Origin of the sequence: Flavobacterium sp. DG1-102-2, assembly GCF_033042555.1 — a bacterium.
GTDB lineage: Bacteria > Bacteroidota > Bacteroidia > Flavobacteriales > Flavobacteriaceae > Flavobacterium.
This window is the reverse complement of sequence record NZ_JAWLIK010000004.1, coordinates 95,659-112,424: the sequence shown is the minus strand read 5'-3', so window position 1 is coordinate 112,424 and position 16,766 is coordinate 95,659. Positions and strand designations below refer to the sequence as shown.

The 16,766-nt window shown below is 39.7% G+C and carries 9 protein-coding genes; 7 read left to right on the top strand and 2 right to left on the bottom strand.

Translation table 11 applies throughout. The annotated features are described in order from the left end of the window. Positions 1 to 47: 47 nt before the first annotated feature. The 4 genes from R1T16_RS07645 (at position 48) to R1T16_RS07630 (ending at position 4,142) form a co-directional block, all read left to right on the top strand. Positions 48 to 1,055, top strand: a complete 1,008-nt coding sequence (locus R1T16_RS07645) for an aldo/keto reductase (protein WP_317500515.1) — start codon at positions 48 to 50, stop codon at positions 1,053 to 1,055. 17 nt (positions 1,056 to 1,072) lie between these two features. Next, the gene (locus R1T16_RS07640; RefSeq protein ID WP_317500514.1) at positions 1,073 to 2,110 is read left to right on the top strand and encodes an NAD(P)-dependent alcohol dehydrogenase; all 1,038 of its coding nucleotides are present in this window, start codon (positions 1,073 to 1,075) and stop codon (positions 2,108 to 2,110) included. A 59-nt stretch (positions 2,111 to 2,169) separates the two neighbouring features. Beyond that, positions 2,170 to 3,081: an AraC family transcriptional regulator gene (locus R1T16_RS07635; RefSeq protein ID WP_317500513.1), complete on the top strand. Its 912-nt coding sequence runs from the start codon at positions 2,170 to 2,172 to the stop codon at positions 3,079 to 3,081. A 68-nt stretch (positions 3,082 to 3,149) separates the two neighbouring features. Beyond that, positions 3,150 to 4,142 carry a hypothetical protein gene (locus R1T16_RS07630; protein ID WP_317500512.1) on the top strand — a complete coding sequence of 331 codons (993 nt, stop codon included), beginning with the start codon at positions 3,150 to 3,152 and terminating at the stop codon, positions 4,140 to 4,142. Between the two features lie 5 nt (positions 4,143 to 4,147). Here the strand turns inward: R1T16_RS07630 and radC are convergent, their stop codons facing one another. Continuing rightward, the gene (gene radC / locus R1T16_RS07625) at positions 4,148 to 4,846 is read right to left on the bottom strand and encodes a RadC family protein (protein ID WP_317500511.1); all 699 of its coding nucleotides are present in this window, start codon (positions 4,844 to 4,846) and stop codon (positions 4,148 to 4,150) included. A gap of 101 nt (positions 4,847 to 4,947) precedes the next feature. Here radC and R1T16_RS07620 point away from each other — a divergent pair, with 101 nt between their 5' ends. The 3 genes from R1T16_RS07620 to R1T16_RS07610 all read left to right on the top strand — a co-directional run bounded on the left by R1T16_RS07620 (position 4,948) and on the right by R1T16_RS07610 (position 10,135). Beyond that, positions 4,948 to 5,553, top strand: a complete 606-nt coding sequence (locus tag R1T16_RS07620) for a DUF1287 domain-containing protein (protein WP_317500510.1) — start codon at positions 4,948 to 4,950, stop codon at positions 5,551 to 5,553. Positions 5,554 to 5,758: 205 nt separating this feature from the next. Then, positions 5,759 to 7,771, top strand: coding sequence for an LTA synthase family protein (locus R1T16_RS07615; RefSeq protein WP_317500509.1), 2,013 nt, complete (start codon positions 5,759 to 5,761; stop codon positions 7,769 to 7,771). A 219-nt stretch (positions 7,772 to 7,990) separates the two neighbouring features. Beyond that, positions 7,991 to 10,135 carry a S46 family peptidase gene (locus R1T16_RS07610; protein ID WP_317500508.1) on the top strand — a complete coding sequence of 715 codons (2,145 nt, stop codon included), beginning with the start codon at positions 7,991 to 7,993 and terminating at the stop codon, positions 10,133 to 10,135. 59 nt (positions 10,136 to 10,194) lie between these two features. Here the strand turns inward: R1T16_RS07610 and R1T16_RS07605 are convergent, their stop codons facing one another. Further along, positions 10,195 to 16,758 (bottom strand): TonB-dependent receptor plug domain-containing protein, encoded by a 6,564-nt coding sequence (locus tag R1T16_RS07605; protein ID WP_317500507.1) that lies wholly within the window; start codon positions 16,756 to 16,758, stop codon positions 10,195 to 10,197. Positions 16,759 to 16,766 lie beyond the last annotated feature (8 nt).

The following is a 16,766-nucleotide window of genomic DNA, read 5'->3' as shown; positions in this document are numbered from 1 at the left end:
TGAAGAATAAGCAGAACTTTGGTTTAAATATTTACAACCAAAACGTCATGAGCATAAAACAAGTTAAATTAGGAAACCAGGGATTGATAGTTCCCGCCATAGGCCTTGGCTGTATGGGGATGACTACCATTGCAGGAAACGACATATATGGCAAAGCCGATGAAAATGAAGCGATAGCAACAATTCACAGATCGCTTGAACTGGGCGGTAATTTTCTTGATACTGCAGACCTTTACGGACCTTTGCTTAACGAACGCCTAATTGCCAAAGCCATTAAAAGAAACAGGGACAGCTATATCATCGCAACAAAATTTGGTTTTGAGATAGACGACAACGAACAGCTTACCTGGCGCATAAACGGACAGAAGGATTATGTAAAGAAAGCCGTGGAGCGTTCGCTTAAAAATCTTGGCACAGATCATATCGACCTGTATTACCTGCACCGCCTTGACCCAAATACTCCTATTGAAGAAACAGTAGGAGCTATGGCAGATTTAGTTAAGGAAGGCAAAATTGGCTATATCGGCTTATCAGAAATTAGTTCAGAAACTTTAAAGAAAGCGCATGCTGTGCACCCCATAACTGCGCTGCAAACAGAATATTCTCTTTTTGAAAGGACTGTAGAAGAAGCAGGGATACTGGATACCGTAAAAGAACTTGGTATCGGTTTTGTACCCTACTCTCCGCTGGGCCGCGGCTTTATATCGGGCGAAATTAAAACTCCCGAAGATTTTCCTGAGAACGATTTCAGGAGGGGCATCCCAAAATATCAGGGAGAGCAGTTTTATAAAAACATTGAGCTGCTAAATGAGCTTAATAAATTGGCCACAGAAAAAGGGGCTACAGCTTCACAATTAGCTATTGCATGGACCATAAACAAAGGATTTGTACCGATACCGGGAACAAAACGCACAAAATACATTGAGCAGAATATTGCTGCAGTAGATTTTACATTAACAAACGATGAAATGAACAGACTGGAAAGCATCATTCCGTTAGGTACTGTAACGGGTGATCGTTATGATGCTTCGGGAATGCAGATGGTAAGCCTATAATATTAAAGCAAATTACAATGATACAATCTAAAGGATATGCTGCTCAGTCGGCAGAAACAGACTTAGCCCCGTGGGATTTTGAACGCCGCGATGTAGGTACTCACGATGTGAATATAGAAATTTTATTTTGTGGTGTTTGCCATACCGATATCCACCTTACTAAAAACGAATGGTTTCCGGGGTTGTTCCCTATGGTGCCGGGCCATGAGATAGTAGGCCGCATAACACAGATAGGCAATCATGTAACCAAATTTAAAGTAGGCGACCTTGCCGGTGTGGGTGTGATGGTAGACAGCTGCCGCCATTGCGACGAATGCAACGACGGGCAGGAACAGTTTTGCGCCACAGGAGTTCAAACCTATAATAACCTCGGTAAAGATGGGTTGCCAGTATATGGTGGCTACAGCAGCAACAATGTTGTGCACGAACGTTATGTACACAGCATTTCAGAAAAACTGTATCTTGCAGCTGTCGCGCCCTTGCTATGTGCAGGAATTACCACTTACTCTCCACTACGCAAATGGAATGTAGGTAAAGGCCATAAACTTGCGGTCGTAGGTCTTGGCGGACTGGGTCATCTCGGCGTTAAATTCGGGTTGGCCTTTGGTGCCGAAGTTACCGTCTTGAGCACATCAGAATCAAAGCGTGAGGATGCCAAAAAACTTGGCGCACATCATTTTGTGGTAACTAAAAATGATGAAGAAGTGGCCGCTGTTGCAAAAACGTTCGATTTTATACTGGATACCGTTGCAGCAGATCATGATATTAACCTCTACCTGACGATGCTGCGAACTAACGGAACCTACATTAACGTAGGCATGCCGGTTGAGCCGTTTACTGTTCCTGCTTTTACATTAGCTTCAGGAAATAAAACGGTTACCGGAAGCGGTGCCGGTGGTGTACCTGAAACCCAGGAAATGCTTGATTTTTGTGCAGAACATAACATAGTATCAGACATTGAGCTGATCAATATAAAAGATATCCACACTGCCTATGACAGGATGCTTAAAGGCGATGTACGTTACCGGTTTGTTATAGACATGAGCACCCTTTAATATATAACTTGAGAAAAAGCTATCTTTACGGTAGCTTTTCTATTTTAAATGTACAGATTATGACGAAGGTAAAAAATGGGCCGCTCGTATTAAATTCGGTTTCTGAAATGCACCGCATGCTGGGCCTTAGCGGGCCGGAACACCCGTTGGTAAGTACCATCTATTTTAATGACATCAAAGATATTCATGGAGAAATACCTAACGGCTTAGTGTTGAACTTCTACATGATCGCCATAAAAAAGGATTATAAGGGAAAAATACGCTACGGACAGAGCAGCTATGATTTTGACGAAGGCATGATGTCGTTTATAGCACCGGGACAGATATGCTACGAGAATGAACCTGGTGAGAATCCGCTTGCCGGATGTATGCTGCTTATACACCCTGATTTCTTAGGGGGATATGCATTGGCAAAAAACATCCGTAACTATGAGTTCTTTTCGTATGCCGTGAACGAAGGCCTGTACCTTTCACAGAAAGAGGAAACAATGGTTGAAGGCATAATGCGTAACATAGAACAGGAATATAAGAGTGCCATTGACACATTTAGCCAGGATGTTATCATTTCGCACATAGAACTACTGCTTACCTACTCCAACCGTTTTTACAACAGGCAGTTTCTTACGCGCAAAAGCGTTAACAACGACCTTGTTGCCAAAATGGAAAGCCTGCTTACCGAACATTACAACAGTGACAAAACCTGCCTGCCAAGGGTTAAGGATATTGCCGACCGCCTTAATGTATCTCCCGGATATCTTAGCGATATGCTACGCGCATTAACAGGACAGAATGCACAACAGCACATACACAACAAGCTTATTGACAAAGCTAAAGAAGTACTCACCACCACACCCTTATCAGTTAGTGAGATTGCCTATCAGCTGGGATTTGAATACCCGCAGTCTTTTAGTAAATTGTTTAAGACAAAAACCAATGTATCGCCATTGGAGTACAGGAAATTGTTTAATTAAAATTTCGACTAAATGTTTCATGTAAGAATATTTTCACTGACCTTTACGTTAGCAATAAAAAAATACCAATGAAAAAATATATCCTGATTGTATTTCTTATCGCATTCGGAAATCTTAAAGCTCAAAAAATTATTGAGATGCATTATGAAGGGGTGGTTAATGTAGATGCTTTTAACGATTTTGGTAAAGACGAACCGTCTACGGACGCGTATGGAGAATTTATATTTTCTCCAATAGAAAAAAAGCTGGTCCGCTACGACCGTGACAAACAAACTCCCGGTAAAGATGCTTATTTAATGAATGAGTACATCATTGACAACTCTGCCTTTTTAATTAATGGATTAAATACTATAAAATATTTTAACAATGTGACTTCGCTGCTGAATGCAAAAGGAGAAGTTGCAGGAAAAATAGAATATAATCCTGAAACCAAAATTCTTGCAATGACCGAATGGACCCGCGGAAATGTTGTTACCTATAAATATCAGATTACTTCCGCAATTGAAAAAGATAAATCACCAGAGTCTGTCATTAAAAATAAAAAAAATAACCTTAAGGCTCCTGTTGTTGCCACAGTATCGGCTTCAGAAGCATTACTATTTAATGAAGACGGGATTGCAGAAGTGATTCTCTCTAAACCAAAATTGACTGAAACCGAAATTAAAGCCCGTATTCAGGAATTTCTGGAAAATTATTATATGCAAGTCAGGATATTGGAAAATGCCCCTGACTACAGCAGTATTACCGTAGAAGGAAGCCATTGGGACGTTTTTAACCGAAAATCTATTGCATCAAGAAACCCGATAATTAATGCAAGATATTATATGACACTTACAACAATGAAAGATGGGGTTAAAGTCACTATTCAACATATTGCTTTTGAAGTAGATGTAATAAAGTATTACCTAGACCTTTCTGATTTACTTAATGACAAGCCAAGTGTCATTACCTATAAAGAAGATAAACCTGCATTTTTAGCTTCGTCCAGTAAGGTTGTAAAATCGTTGGATTATTACCTTGACAATGGAGAAATAAAATATTTTGATGTGAGTTCACAGTAACTATATTACAAAATCCCATCATCGGCAAAACTCAGGTAGCCATTTTCGGTAACGATAACATGGTCAAGTACATTAATGCTCAGCGCCTGACCTGCTGCCTTTAGCTGTTTGGTTATCTGTTTATCGGGTTCGCTGGCCTGCAATACACCTGACGGATGGTTATGCACGAGTATAATTCCCGTAGCATTTTGCTCTAATGCGGTTTTGAAAACAATGCGCACATCTACAATTGTACCTGTGATTCCGCCCTTGCTTAACTGCGCTTTATAAGTCACTTTATTGGAATTATTTAGATACAATATCCAGAATTCCTCATGGGGCAATTCGCCAATAATGGGTTGCATTATCTCGAATACGGCACGGCTGGAAGTAATTCGTTTAAGGTCTACTCCCGCTTCATCGCGCCTTCTGCGGCCCAGTTCCATTGCGGCAGCAATCGTAATGGCTTTGGCTTCGCCTATTCCTTTAAAACTCATTAGTTGTTGCAGGCTTTGCTTGCCCAGTGCGTTCAGGTTGTTATCTACGCTTGCTAAAATGCGCTTACTCAGTTCTACCGCACTCTCGTTACGGCTTCCAGACCCTATAAGTATGGCGATCAGTTCGGCATCGCTAAGGGCTGCTTTACCTTTAAGCATTAGTTTTTCGCGCGGCTGGTCGTCTTCTGCCCAGTATTTTATTGAGAAGTTGCCTGTAGATTCTTCCATAGATGAGTAGGGTGATGTTGAGCAACTAAAATACAATAATTAGTGAACTCTCCTATACTATGAACGATATTTCTTTCGTTTTAGCAGTAAACCAACTCACAATGAAATATTTACTATTACTGTTTTTATTAGGCTGCACTGATAAAAATACTGCTGATGTCGCCGAAACGAACGTAACGGCGACCACTAAAGATTTCTACGGAAAATTGTCGGATGCAGCGATTACGCTGACAAAAGAAGAAGTAGAATATGACGGTACTTACTTTGCCATTCCTTATCCTAATGGCGATGTGCCAAAAGGAAAAGGTGTATGTACAGATGTTATTATACGCGCCTACCGCAAAATGGGCATTGATCTGCAAAAGGAAGTGCATGAGGACATGAAGAAAAATTTTTTGCTGTATCCTAAATCAAGGGGATTAAAAACAACCGACAGTAACATAGACCACAGGCGTGTACCCAACCTACAGGTTTTCTTTAGCCGCTTTGGGGAAACTAAATCTGTCACTGATAAAGCTTCAAACTATAAACCGGGTGATATCGTAACCTGGAAAATAAATGGCAGATTGCCCCACATAGGTATAGTTACCGACAAAAAGGCGTCTTCAGGCCGTTACATGATCGTACACAATGTTGGCTACGGCCAAAATCTTGACGACTGCCTCTTTAGTTACCCTTTAACAGGGCACTACAGTTACAAAAAATAACTTCAACACCTCATTGCTTCAATCTGACAATTATGATTTTCTTTGTTTTAAGAATAAAAATTTACAAATTGTTAATTAACAGCCTCTTGAAACAACCTTAAATTTAAACTTAACACTCTTTATTAACTATTACTTAACAATTTAATTTATCTTTGCCCCAAGCAAAAAACGGAATATCTATCTTAACAACTGTTAGTTAGCTTTTATGAAATTTAAATATAAAAACAGCCTTACTGTTTTACTCACCAGGCTTTTATATGTGTATATAGTATTTATGCTATGCCGCTTAGCCTTCTATTACTTCAACAACAATCTAATCGATCCTGTACATGGTAAAGACATAGTGAGCGTACTGCGCGGAAGCCTTATGTTTGATACTGTTTCGATAATTTACATCAATATGCTTTTTATTTTTATGTCTGTTGTTCCTTTCAGGTTCAGGGAAAAGACTGGTTATAAAAAAGCATTGCTGTGGATCTTTATGATAACCAATGGCATAGGACTTCTTGTTAACGTGGCCGATATTTTCTATTATCCGTTCAAGCAGGCGCGTATCGTGTTGGGTGATTTCTTCCTTTTAGGAGAGGACGCCTTTATACCGCTTTTGGCCGACTTTATGGCCGATTACTGGTACGGATTTATATTTTATTTCCTGCTGCTGGTGATTTTATACCAGGGCTATAAGTGCACCGGAACTACTGAAACGAAAATTGATTCAGCTAAAGAAAGTAACAGGCGATACTACACGCTTAACAGTGGCTATTTCGCATTGATGGCAATAGTGGTTATCTTTTTTGTGAGAGGAGCAACATTTTCGGCGGCTTCATTTCCAATAGGAATGAATGATGCCTTCCTGTATACCGATAACCCAACGCATACATCGGTAATACTCAGCAATCCGTTTTGCCTGCTAAGGACAATGGGAAAATCTAAAGACGTTCCGTCACTGAAGTATTTTGACGAAAACATTGCTGAAAACATCTACCCTACCACTCACACTATTGTAAACGCCGATGATTTCAATATCAACAGAAAAACGAATGTATTTGTAATTATATTGGAAAGTTTTGGCAAGGCACATATTAAAAGCCTTTCAGACCAATTCAAGCCCGAGCAGGAATCAAATACACCATTTCTGGATTCATTATTTCAGAAGGGCTACTTGTTCACAAACGGGCATCAGAACGGGTACCGCTCTATAGATGCACTGCCTGCAATATGGGCATCTATACCATCATTTAAGGAACATTTTCTTTCACTGCCCAATTCGGTTGCGCCTTATTATGCACTGCCTGCGTGCATGAACGAAATGGGATACAATACGGCATTCTTTCATGGAGCCGTTAAAGAATCTATGGGGTTTGTATCATTTGGCAAGAACACAGGAATAAAGAATTTTTATTCCCGTAACGAATATGAAGACGAAAACGGGACAGCCGATTTTGATGGTAAATGGGGTATTTGGGATCATAAGTTCATGCCGTTTGTACATAAAAAGATAAACACGATGGCATCGCAGGATAAACCTTTCTTTGCAACGTTCTTTACACTATCGTCGCATCACCCTTATAAGGTGCCGCCAGGGTTGCCAAAACAGTTCAGCGAGGGTACGCTGCCGATACACCGCGCCATAAAATATTCTGATTATTCGCTGGGGGAATTCTTTAAGAGTATCAAAAACGAACCGTGGTATAACAATACGCTGTTTATAATAACTGCCGATCATTCATCCGGGGCAGACAGCGAAAAATTTAATAAGGCGCCACACGATTATACTATTCCTATCTTTTTCTTTAAGCCGGGCAGCAACATGGTGGCTAAAGATGATAAGATCATGCAGCACATAGATATTATGCCTACAGTTTTAGGTATGCTGGATTATGACAAGCCTTATTTTGCTTTCGGCAAGGATCACTTTAATGGGGTGGATGCTAAAGATCATTTTGCCATTAACTTTAGTAATAGTGCGTTTAACTTTACTACAGATAAATACTATTACCTGTTCAACGAGAAAGAGATCATTAAAAAAATTGACTACAGAAACGATCCTTTAGGGAAAAACAATCTGCTGCATCAAAAAACGAAGGAAGACGATGAGGATATAAAACGTTTTAAGGCTTTTGTACAGGAATATTACACGCACCTCAACAAACGCGATTACCTGCCGGAGCCTGATAAGAAGAAACGACTGGCTGTATTAGATATAAACAAGAGATAAGAAACGAAAGATGCTACAAGGCATCTTTTGTCGTTTTTAGCCTTTCAGAAACAAACTAAAATACAAAACACAATTCTTTTTACAAGCTCATAATTTTACAGAATTCGCAAATTAAAGTATCTTCGCACCACTTAATTTAAAATAGATGATGGTTACAGTGTAACAAAAATGCATTTATAGTGACTATTAGCTAACAACTATTAACTTTATCCATAACAAATGAAAAAATTAATTTTATTCCTTACCATGTCGCTTATGGTCCTTCCGGTAAGGGCAGACGAAGGAATGTGGTTCCTGATGTTCATTGAGCGCCTTAACCACAGGGATATGCAAAAAATGGGACTTCAGCTTACTTCTGAAGAGATTTACAGCATTAACAACCACAGTCTAAAAGATGCTATCGTTCAGTTTGACGGAGGGTGTACGGCAGAGATCATCTCTAAAGACGGTCTTGTGCTTACAAACCACCATTGTGGTTATGAAGCAATTGCAGAACTTTCTACACCTGAAGCCAACTGGCTTAAAAACGGATTTTGGGCAGCAAACCGTCAGGGTGAGCTGAAGCCGAAAAGCCTTTCTGTTCGTTTCTTCGTGAGAATGGACGACGCTACAAAAAGGATTCTAGGTAAAGTAAACGCTAACATGACCGAAGCCGAAAGGGAAAAAGCAATCCAGCAGGAAAGCGCCCTTATTGAAAAAGAAAACAGCGAGAATGGAAAATATGTCGTTTCTGTTCGTCCTTTCTTCCAGGGTAACGAATACTATTATTTTGTTTACCAGGATTATAAAGATGTACGTTTAGTAGGTACACCTCCTGAGAGCATAGGTAAATTTGGTGGTGATACAGACAACTGGGAATGGCCGCGCCACACCGGCGACTTCTCGATGTTCCGTGTGTATGCAGATGCTAACGGTAACCCTGCTGAGTACTCTACAAACAACGTCCCGTTAAAGCCTAAGCATTACCTTCCGGTAAGCTTAAAAGGTGTTCAGGAAAACGACTTTGCCATGATTCTTGGCTACCCGGGCCGTACTAACCGCTGGATGCCGGCAGGTGGTATAGAGCAGAATGTTAAGTTTGCTTATCCTGCTTGGGTAGAGTCTTCTAAACTGGGTATGGATAAAATGAAAGTATACATGGATAAGGATGCTAAAGTGCGCCTTAACTATGCATCTAAATATGCTCAGGTTGCCAACTACTGGAAAAACCGCCAGGGGATGATTGATGCACTTACAAAACACAAAACCGCCGCTACTAAAGCTAAAGCAGAAGCTGATTTTAATAAATGGGCCAACAAGGCAGAGAACAAAGCTAAATTTGGCGATGTAATTGCTACAATCAATAACTTCTACTCTAAAACAAACGAAAAAGCACGCCATGACAATTACCTTGTAGGGATGCTTAGAACAAGTGCTTTTGCAGCAAACCCATACAGCATAGGCCGCGGCCTTGAGCAGTGTGCTAACGCTAATGATGCCCAAAAAGCTGAAATGGCTCCGGATCTTAAAGCATATATAGAAGAAATATATGGCACAATATACGAGCCTATCGAGAAAGATGTACTCGCAGCGCAGCTTAATCTTTATGCTACAAAATCTACAGGTTATGAGATTGCTCCGCTTGTAGCTAAGATAGCGAAAGAGAACAACAATAACTTTACTGCTTACATAAACGATGCTTTTACTAAAAGTATCTTCGCTTCAAAAGATAAACTGGAAGCTTGGATGGCAAAACCAAACGTAGAGACTCTTAAAAATGATCCTCTCTATTTGCTTTCGGCTGACCTTATGACTAAATACAGGGCAAAATCTGAAGAGCAGCAAAAACTGGATGCCGATTATTCTAAGGCATTCCGCCTTCTTGTAGATGGTATGAGAGAAGCTAACCCGAAAGTTAAGTACTATCCGGATGCTAACAGCACACTGCGTTTAACCTACGGAAAAGTACGTTCGCTTCCTGCTGATAAGAGAAATGACGCTAAGAAAAACTACTACACTACTATGCAGGGTGAAGTAGCTAAATACAAACCAAACGACGAAGAGTTTGACCTACCTAAAAGACTTCTTGATCTTTATGAGAAAAAAGACTTTGGCCAATATGCAGACAAAGCAGGCTACATGCCGGTAAATTTCCTTACAGATAATGATATAACAGGCGGTAACTCAGGTTCTCCGGTAATAAACGGTAAAGGTGAACTTATAGGACTTGCTTTTGATGGTAACATTGAGGCTATGGCCGGAGACGTTATCTTTGACAAAGACCTTCAAAGAACCATTAACGTAGATATCCGTTATGTGCTTTGGGTTATAGACAAATACTCTAACGCCAAACATATCGTAGACGAAATGACTATCGTTAAATAATATAGAATCAGTTCAGATTCAAAAGAAAACCGTTCCCTCATCTGGGAACGGTTTTTTTGTTAGTCTATATGCACTCTTACGCTTCTTGAATTGCCTGAAAATTCAGGTGCATACATGCTTTGTATGGTAGCGATGCCATTAGAGAAATCGCCTGCATTATTTACCCTTACATCATACTCTACAACATATACGCCTTTATTCAGGCTGTCAAAGAAAAAGTGAGTCGCCACATCGCGGGTAGACTGATAATAACTTGTACCATTGTTATACTTACGTTCAGAAATCACGTCTACAGGCTCAAAAGCTGAGGCTCTCATATCTTTTAGGTGAAGGTATTCCATGTCTTCTTTTGCAGTGATGACCAACCTTACCGTTACAAGATCGCCTATTTTTAACGGTTTCTCTTTTGTTACGTTCTGCAACTGCACTCCATCAGCAGTAGTGCCTTTTATATATAATTCTTTCGTAATATTCAAAATTCCCTGTGCAGGTGCGTAATCTTTATCCGCTTCGTCATAGGTACGCTGCCAGTAGAAACCGCCAAATCCAGGCACGGCAGATTTGTTCTCTACAGTAAGTTTGCCCATTCCCTGTTTCATTTCTTCGGGTTTCCATTTCAGTTTTATATAACCTGTACCGGCCTCTTTTTCGTTTTCGGCAAGCTTGTCTGTTATAGTTTTCTGATTGCCAAATGTAAAGTTTGTATTGTCTTTCACCGAAAGCCAATCGGTTCCCTTCATGAGTAAAGCGTAGACAGCCTCAGCAGTTGCTTTGGTCGTCGGCCAGTTTTTATTCTGTTTGCTTTTTAGCAGCCATACCTTCATGGCATCGGCAGCCGCAATGTCGTTATCCACTTCTGTAAAAGCTTCAATAAGCAGTGCCTGAGTTTCTACAGGAGCATTATACCAATTCCAACCTCCTTTGTTCTCTATCCAGTACATTCCCCACTCTTCGTTTGTGCTGCTTGTTTCTTTTAGATGATGTATGATCTTTTTAGCGATATCCTTGTGCCCATACCGATTCATAATGAGTGTCGCCATACCTTTTTCGTAAAGCGAATAACCCAGCCATTTCATTTTTAAATAGGCTGTAGAAGTGTTCATGCTGCTAACATACCTTTCGGCCACTTTCTTTAAAGAATCGGAAAGCGGATATTTTTCAAGATAAGAACTTCTTGCATACAGGTAGTGCATACCGTCGTAAGGTAGTTCGTAACCATATTTACTTCCTTTCTTTACAAAAGCGAGTCTTTTCTTGTGACCTTCAAAAAACTCCCTATCCATAAACTGAACAGCCTCTTTAGTCATGGCATCAACCGCTTTTTGGTTATCTAATGTTACGCCTAATTTAGCCAAGTGGCCAAAACCCGCCGCAATGTGACGCGTTATATAGCTGCTTTCTTTCCCTCCTTCAAACCACGGAAAGCCTCCCGATAGCATTTGCTTATTTTTCAGTTTCGTAAAACTTGTTTCAAGCGATGCCTGCATTTTTTCAAGGTCAAACAATAATGCCAGCCTGTTTTTAATTTCCTCGCTGCCTTGGTTTTCCAGTATCCATGGCGACTCGGCTAATAGTATCGATTTTAGTTCCTCATTCTGTTCAAACTTTGAGAGCGGTTTATCTGTCTTTCGCCATGCGGCAAAAACCTCAGCTATCTTAGGGTTACTGTTCAGCACATGCGTAGCGATATTGTTAGCATAATAACGTGAAAAAACCTGCTCGGCACATTCGTGTTCAAACTCCATAAGATAAGGCAGCGATTGCAGTGCCAGCCAGGCCGGGTTAGATGTATATTCTAACGTAAGCCCTCTTTGAGTGATATTGGCATTATTCAGGCTTTGGTCAAATTTTTCAAAAGAATATTCTTTTGTCGTATTAGGTTTAACCCAAAGCGCGATACTCTCGGTAACCGTTATGCTATTAGTTACCACAGGCAATATGTTTTCCTCGCCATCAGAGAAATCTCCCGCTTTGGCAACGACCTTATACTGCACGCCCTGCATACCTTTAGGAACGGTTACTTTCCAGCTTACAGATACACTTCCCTTAGCCGGAATGGTAAACGGCTGCAACTTTTGGATGTTTAGCATTTGTTCATCCACCGGTTGCATCGTCACGGCATCAAACAATTGCAGCAGGGCATTACCTGTTTTAACCTCTCCTGTAAGATTTGTAACTTTTGACACCAGCGTAATAGTATCTCTTTCGCGCAGGAAACGCGGCATATTAGGTACAACCATCAAATCTTTTTGCGTATGGAAAGTGTTTTCATAATAACCCGAAGCCGCATTTTTATTATGTGCCAAAAGTCGCAGCTTCCATTCTGTTAATGCTTCGGGTGTAGTAAAGCTAAAAGTAAACCTGCCCTCTTTATCGGTAGTTACCTGAGGATAGAAAAAGGCAGTCTCATCAAAATTTTTACGCGCTTTTACCTGCTGAAGTGCCTCTATTTCTTTCGCCCCCGATTTTGTGTTGATAATTATCACACCATTAGCACCCCTGTTACCGTATATTGATGTTGCCCCGGCATCTTTAAGCACCGTAAGGCTGGTAATATCGGCGGGGTCAAGGCTTTTAAAACTTTCTGCGTCCAATGGCACGCCGTCTATGACATAAAGAGGCTGTACATTCCCGTTAATTGAACCTGCCCCTCTAAGTATAACAGTGCTCGATGCTCCCGGCTGGCCCGAGCCTGTGGAAATATTCAGACCGGGAACCTGGCCTTGCAGGGTTTCAATAAAATTGGCATTTGGCCTGCCCTGAATGGTTTTAGAGGATACTGTTGTGACAGCTATATTTGATGTGGCTCTTGTGGTAGTCCCATATCCTACCACGACAACCTCATCTAAATGATTAGCACTTTCTTTTAATACAACATTTAAAGAATCGGTGTTGGTAATTGCACGGTACTCAATTTCACTACCTACAGAAGCGAACATTAATTCTGTATTTTTTGAAACACAAATAGTGTACTTTCCATCAATATCCGTTTCTGTACCATCATTAGAACCTTTTATGGTTATGCTTACTCCCGGTATCGGCAGTCTCTGGCTGTCAGTAACAACACCACTAATAACACGATCGCCTTTTTTTCGCAGCTTCCCTTTTGGGGTATAACCGAAATAAGAATTCCTTGTATTATCAAAGTCAAAACCGTACATATAAAATGCATCGCTGCTTCTTGTTGTTTGCTGCATTTTAAGCCTTTCAGAAAAAGAAACCGTAGTTGTACCAGTCGTTACTAAATTACGGTATGAATATTTTCTGTTGTTATAGGTAAAAGCCGAAAAATCACTCCATCGATTACTGTAATAGGAACTATCCTCCATCAGTCTGTCAAGCGAAGCATCATACATAGATGCAAGCACTTCAGATGGCTTTTTACTTCCTGTTACACTAAAAGACCAGGTTTCTTTACTGCCAGGCATCAATTTGCTGTTTATAACCTGTGCCTCTATAGCCAGTTTTTCATTTTTTCCGTTAATAAACTCTGAAAGAGGATGGCTGTAATAATCGTTTTGCCATACATAGCTTATTAAAAATTCTATCAACTTATCCTTATGATTATTTATAGGTATTTTGATAGTTATCTTATCAGCATTAAGGTCATGCTGTTCATCATAAATCTTTTTATTGCCATCTGTTGCGGTAACATTTACAGATAATGCTACACCTGCAGAAAGTTCAACTGCCACGTAACCGTCTTTAGCAAAATCTTTATTTTTTACTTCATATTCAAAAATCCTTTTGTCTGCAGGGACTTTATCTTTATCATTCTTAAGCACAAATCGTCTGCTCGTGCTAATTTCGTTTCCAACAGAATCTTTCGCAGCAAATACAAGCTCATAGCTCCCTGATTTCCACGTTTTGATCCTATTAAGCAGAATTTCTTTATCTATACCGGTATCAACAGCCTGAGATAAAACAGGGTTTTTCTTTATTACCGAATCGTTTACGGTTTTGTATGGCAGGTATGGAAATGCCCGCACAAAATCATCTTGTGTAATGACTTGTATTTCCGGCTCATTCCAGGGGCGTTTAGCAAGATACCGCTCAGGGGCAGTAACCTTATAAATAGTTACAGTTCCTTTTGCTGCTTTAAACTGCCCATTAAGATTATTAGTTATTAATGTTACCGATGCTTTGTCATTTACATTTATGCTTTCTGCTACAACGGCTGAGACTGTAATTGAATGATATCCTGCATTAACCGTGGTTTGAGAAGAATGCGTTTCTCCATTTATATCGGTAACGTCAGCATACACGCTATAACTAAAAACCGGCAGGTCTTCAGGATCAAAAGAATCATCTGGTTCTGCATTAAATTCTATAGTAAAATTTCCATCTGCTTCAGTTGTAGTTTTTCCTTCTTTTATATTTTCATCCCTGCCTCCATAGCTATCGTACCAATAGCGCCTTGAATTTCTTTTTACCCGATATTCTACTTCTCCACCTGATATGCCTGCTCCACTAAATGATATTGCAGATCCTTTAACGGTGAATTTTTCATTAAGCCTTACAGCCTCTTTAACATCATTAAAAGTAACTTCAAATTTTGGACGTTTATATTCTTCCACACTAAAGTCGGTTCGAAACCTGTCAAAATACACCTCTTCCCAAAATACTTCATCGTAGTCAGGATTATCATCATCGTCTTCTTCAACAATTACAGAGAATCGTCCTGTCCTGTTTTTTGGAAGTTCAAACTTATCGGTAAAGGAACCAAATTCATTGGTTTTTAATCTGAATTTTTTAACCTCATCGCTATTATCATCTTCAACGGCCACGGTAAAATAGGTGTTGGCTACAACACTTTGAATATCATTTTTGTTCTTCCTTATAATACCCTTAAAAAAAACGGTTTGTCCCGGCCTGTATAATGGCCTGTCAAGAAAAACAGACCCTCCGACTTTCAACATATCGCTTTCGTCACTGTAATAACGGTCATAGAAGTTATATTCAAGGGTATCTGCCTGATGGATAAAAGTTATATAATTATCATTTCCCCTGTCAGAATACCTAACATTTATCTTACCATCCTTTCCTGTTCTTTGCTCCGGCTTCTTCGGCATGTATACCTTAACATTTTCAAGAGGTTTTCCTGTAAGAAGGTCAACTACCTGATAGCTTACACCTGTAATGTTATCTTCATCTTTGATAACTGTTAATCCTGATACTGTTATTTTGTTGATGTTAACTATATCTCCATCATTATTATTTGTTGATTCAGGTGAGATAACCACAGCATAATTGCCTTTTTCCAGACCTGGTAGTATAATCTCGGTAGAATAATTAAAAAAATCATGTTTATCAGGCAGTGTAAAAGATTTCTGAAAATATAAGGCTTTTGAGATTAGATACCTTTCCTTAAAATCTTCCTGACGAGTGTTTACAGAAAAGGGTATTTTATAAAACGACACCGTTATGCGATCAAGGTTTTTAAAATTAATTTTAGCCAGAATTGGTTTTTCAGGAGCGGTAAAACTCATCATCTGAATATCTGCCGCCCTGCTGATGATATTGTTTTTAAGATTAAAAGCCTCTGCTGCAATGTCGTTAAGCGATTTATTCCTTATGATTTCGTCATAAAGCGCTACAGCTTCAATAAGGTTATTTTTATATTTAGTTTTATCTGCCTGCGTGGTTAATAATTGCGCTTTTATCAACATCGCCTTGTAGGTTAATGGCGTTCGTTTTGTCCTTTCAGCTATCTTAGATACCGTTTCAAGATAAAATGCATCTTTATCATTATTATATATTTCTTTGTCAAGATAGCTAAGCCTTCTCAGTACTGCACGATCAAGGTTAAGGGTATCCTTAGCTCCTGTATAATGCTGTTCTATATGCTGCATCAAGTTTAATGCACGTTTAGCAGGGAGTTCAAGTGAATCGCCATCCACAATTTTCATCAACTCTTTAGTATCTCCAAAAAATTGCGGCAATTTTTCACTCCAGTACACATCATACCCTGAGTCAGTATCATTCCATAGATAATCAAGATATCGTTCTGCCAAAAAATCATATAAAGACCTCCTGTATGTACTGAGCGAAGGAGCAAAATCGATTATGGCTTCAAAATCTGCCGTTGGTATGTTATATAGTTTTTCCTTGTTATTGAGGCTTTCTGCATATAGCCTGTTTATTTCATCTTCAAAATTAATAGTTCCCCATTGCCTGTAATCATTACCGGGATATTCAAGATTTGCCAACACTCTTATTCTTGATTGATTTTTAGAATAAATCTTACTCAGCATCTCTGCATACAGGCTGCTCAGTATCTGATTAGCCGGAAATTTTGCATTCTTTATTTCAGCCTGCATTTCGGTAATTATCTTAAACTGGGCATCTTCATCTATAACCTGCATATACTTTGACCTGAAGAAAAAAGCCTTGATAATTTGCGGCTGATTATTCTCCCTCTTTGCCTTAATGTAGATCACATCTGTTAGCAGGGCGGCTTGTTTGACCTCGCCGTCAGCTTCTTTTTCAAGTACGCTGCTCCACTCCTTTGTATAGTCCTGCCCTAATGCTGTAAAAGCTAAAAGTAAAAATGCAAATAGTAAAGTTTGTTTCATGGCCGGGTGGTATTTGTCAACAATATACTGCATTTTTGTTTTTGTCAAACGCTGTT

Excerpts from the sequence above, each read along its gene's own strand:
- R1T16_RS07645 (WP_317500515.1), top strand. The coding sequence starts at position 48 with ATGAGCATAAAACAAGTTAAATTAGGAAACCAGGGATTGATAGTTCCC.
- R1T16_RS07640 (WP_317500514.1), top strand. The coding sequence starts at position 1,073 with ATGATACAATCTAAAGGATATGCTGCTCAGTCGGCAGAAACAGACTTA.
- R1T16_RS07635 (WP_317500513.1), top strand. The coding sequence starts at position 2,170 with ATGACGAAGGTAAAAAATGGGCCGCTCGTATTAAATTCGGTTTCTGAA.
- R1T16_RS07630 (WP_317500512.1), top strand. The coding sequence starts at position 3,150 with ATGAAAAAATATATCCTGATTGTATTTCTTATCGCATTCGGAAATCTT.
- radC (WP_317500511.1), bottom strand. The coding sequence starts at position 4,846 with ATGGAAGAATCTACAGGCAACTTCTCAATAAAATACTGGGCAGAAGAC.
- R1T16_RS07620 (WP_317500510.1), top strand. The coding sequence starts at position 4,948 with ATGAAATATTTACTATTACTGTTTTTATTAGGCTGCACTGATAAAAAT.
- R1T16_RS07615 (WP_317500509.1), top strand. The coding sequence starts at position 5,759 with ATGAAATTTAAATATAAAAACAGCCTTACTGTTTTACTCACCAGGCTT.
- R1T16_RS07610 (WP_317500508.1), top strand. The coding sequence starts at position 7,991 with ATGAAAAAATTAATTTTATTCCTTACCATGTCGCTTATGGTCCTTCCG.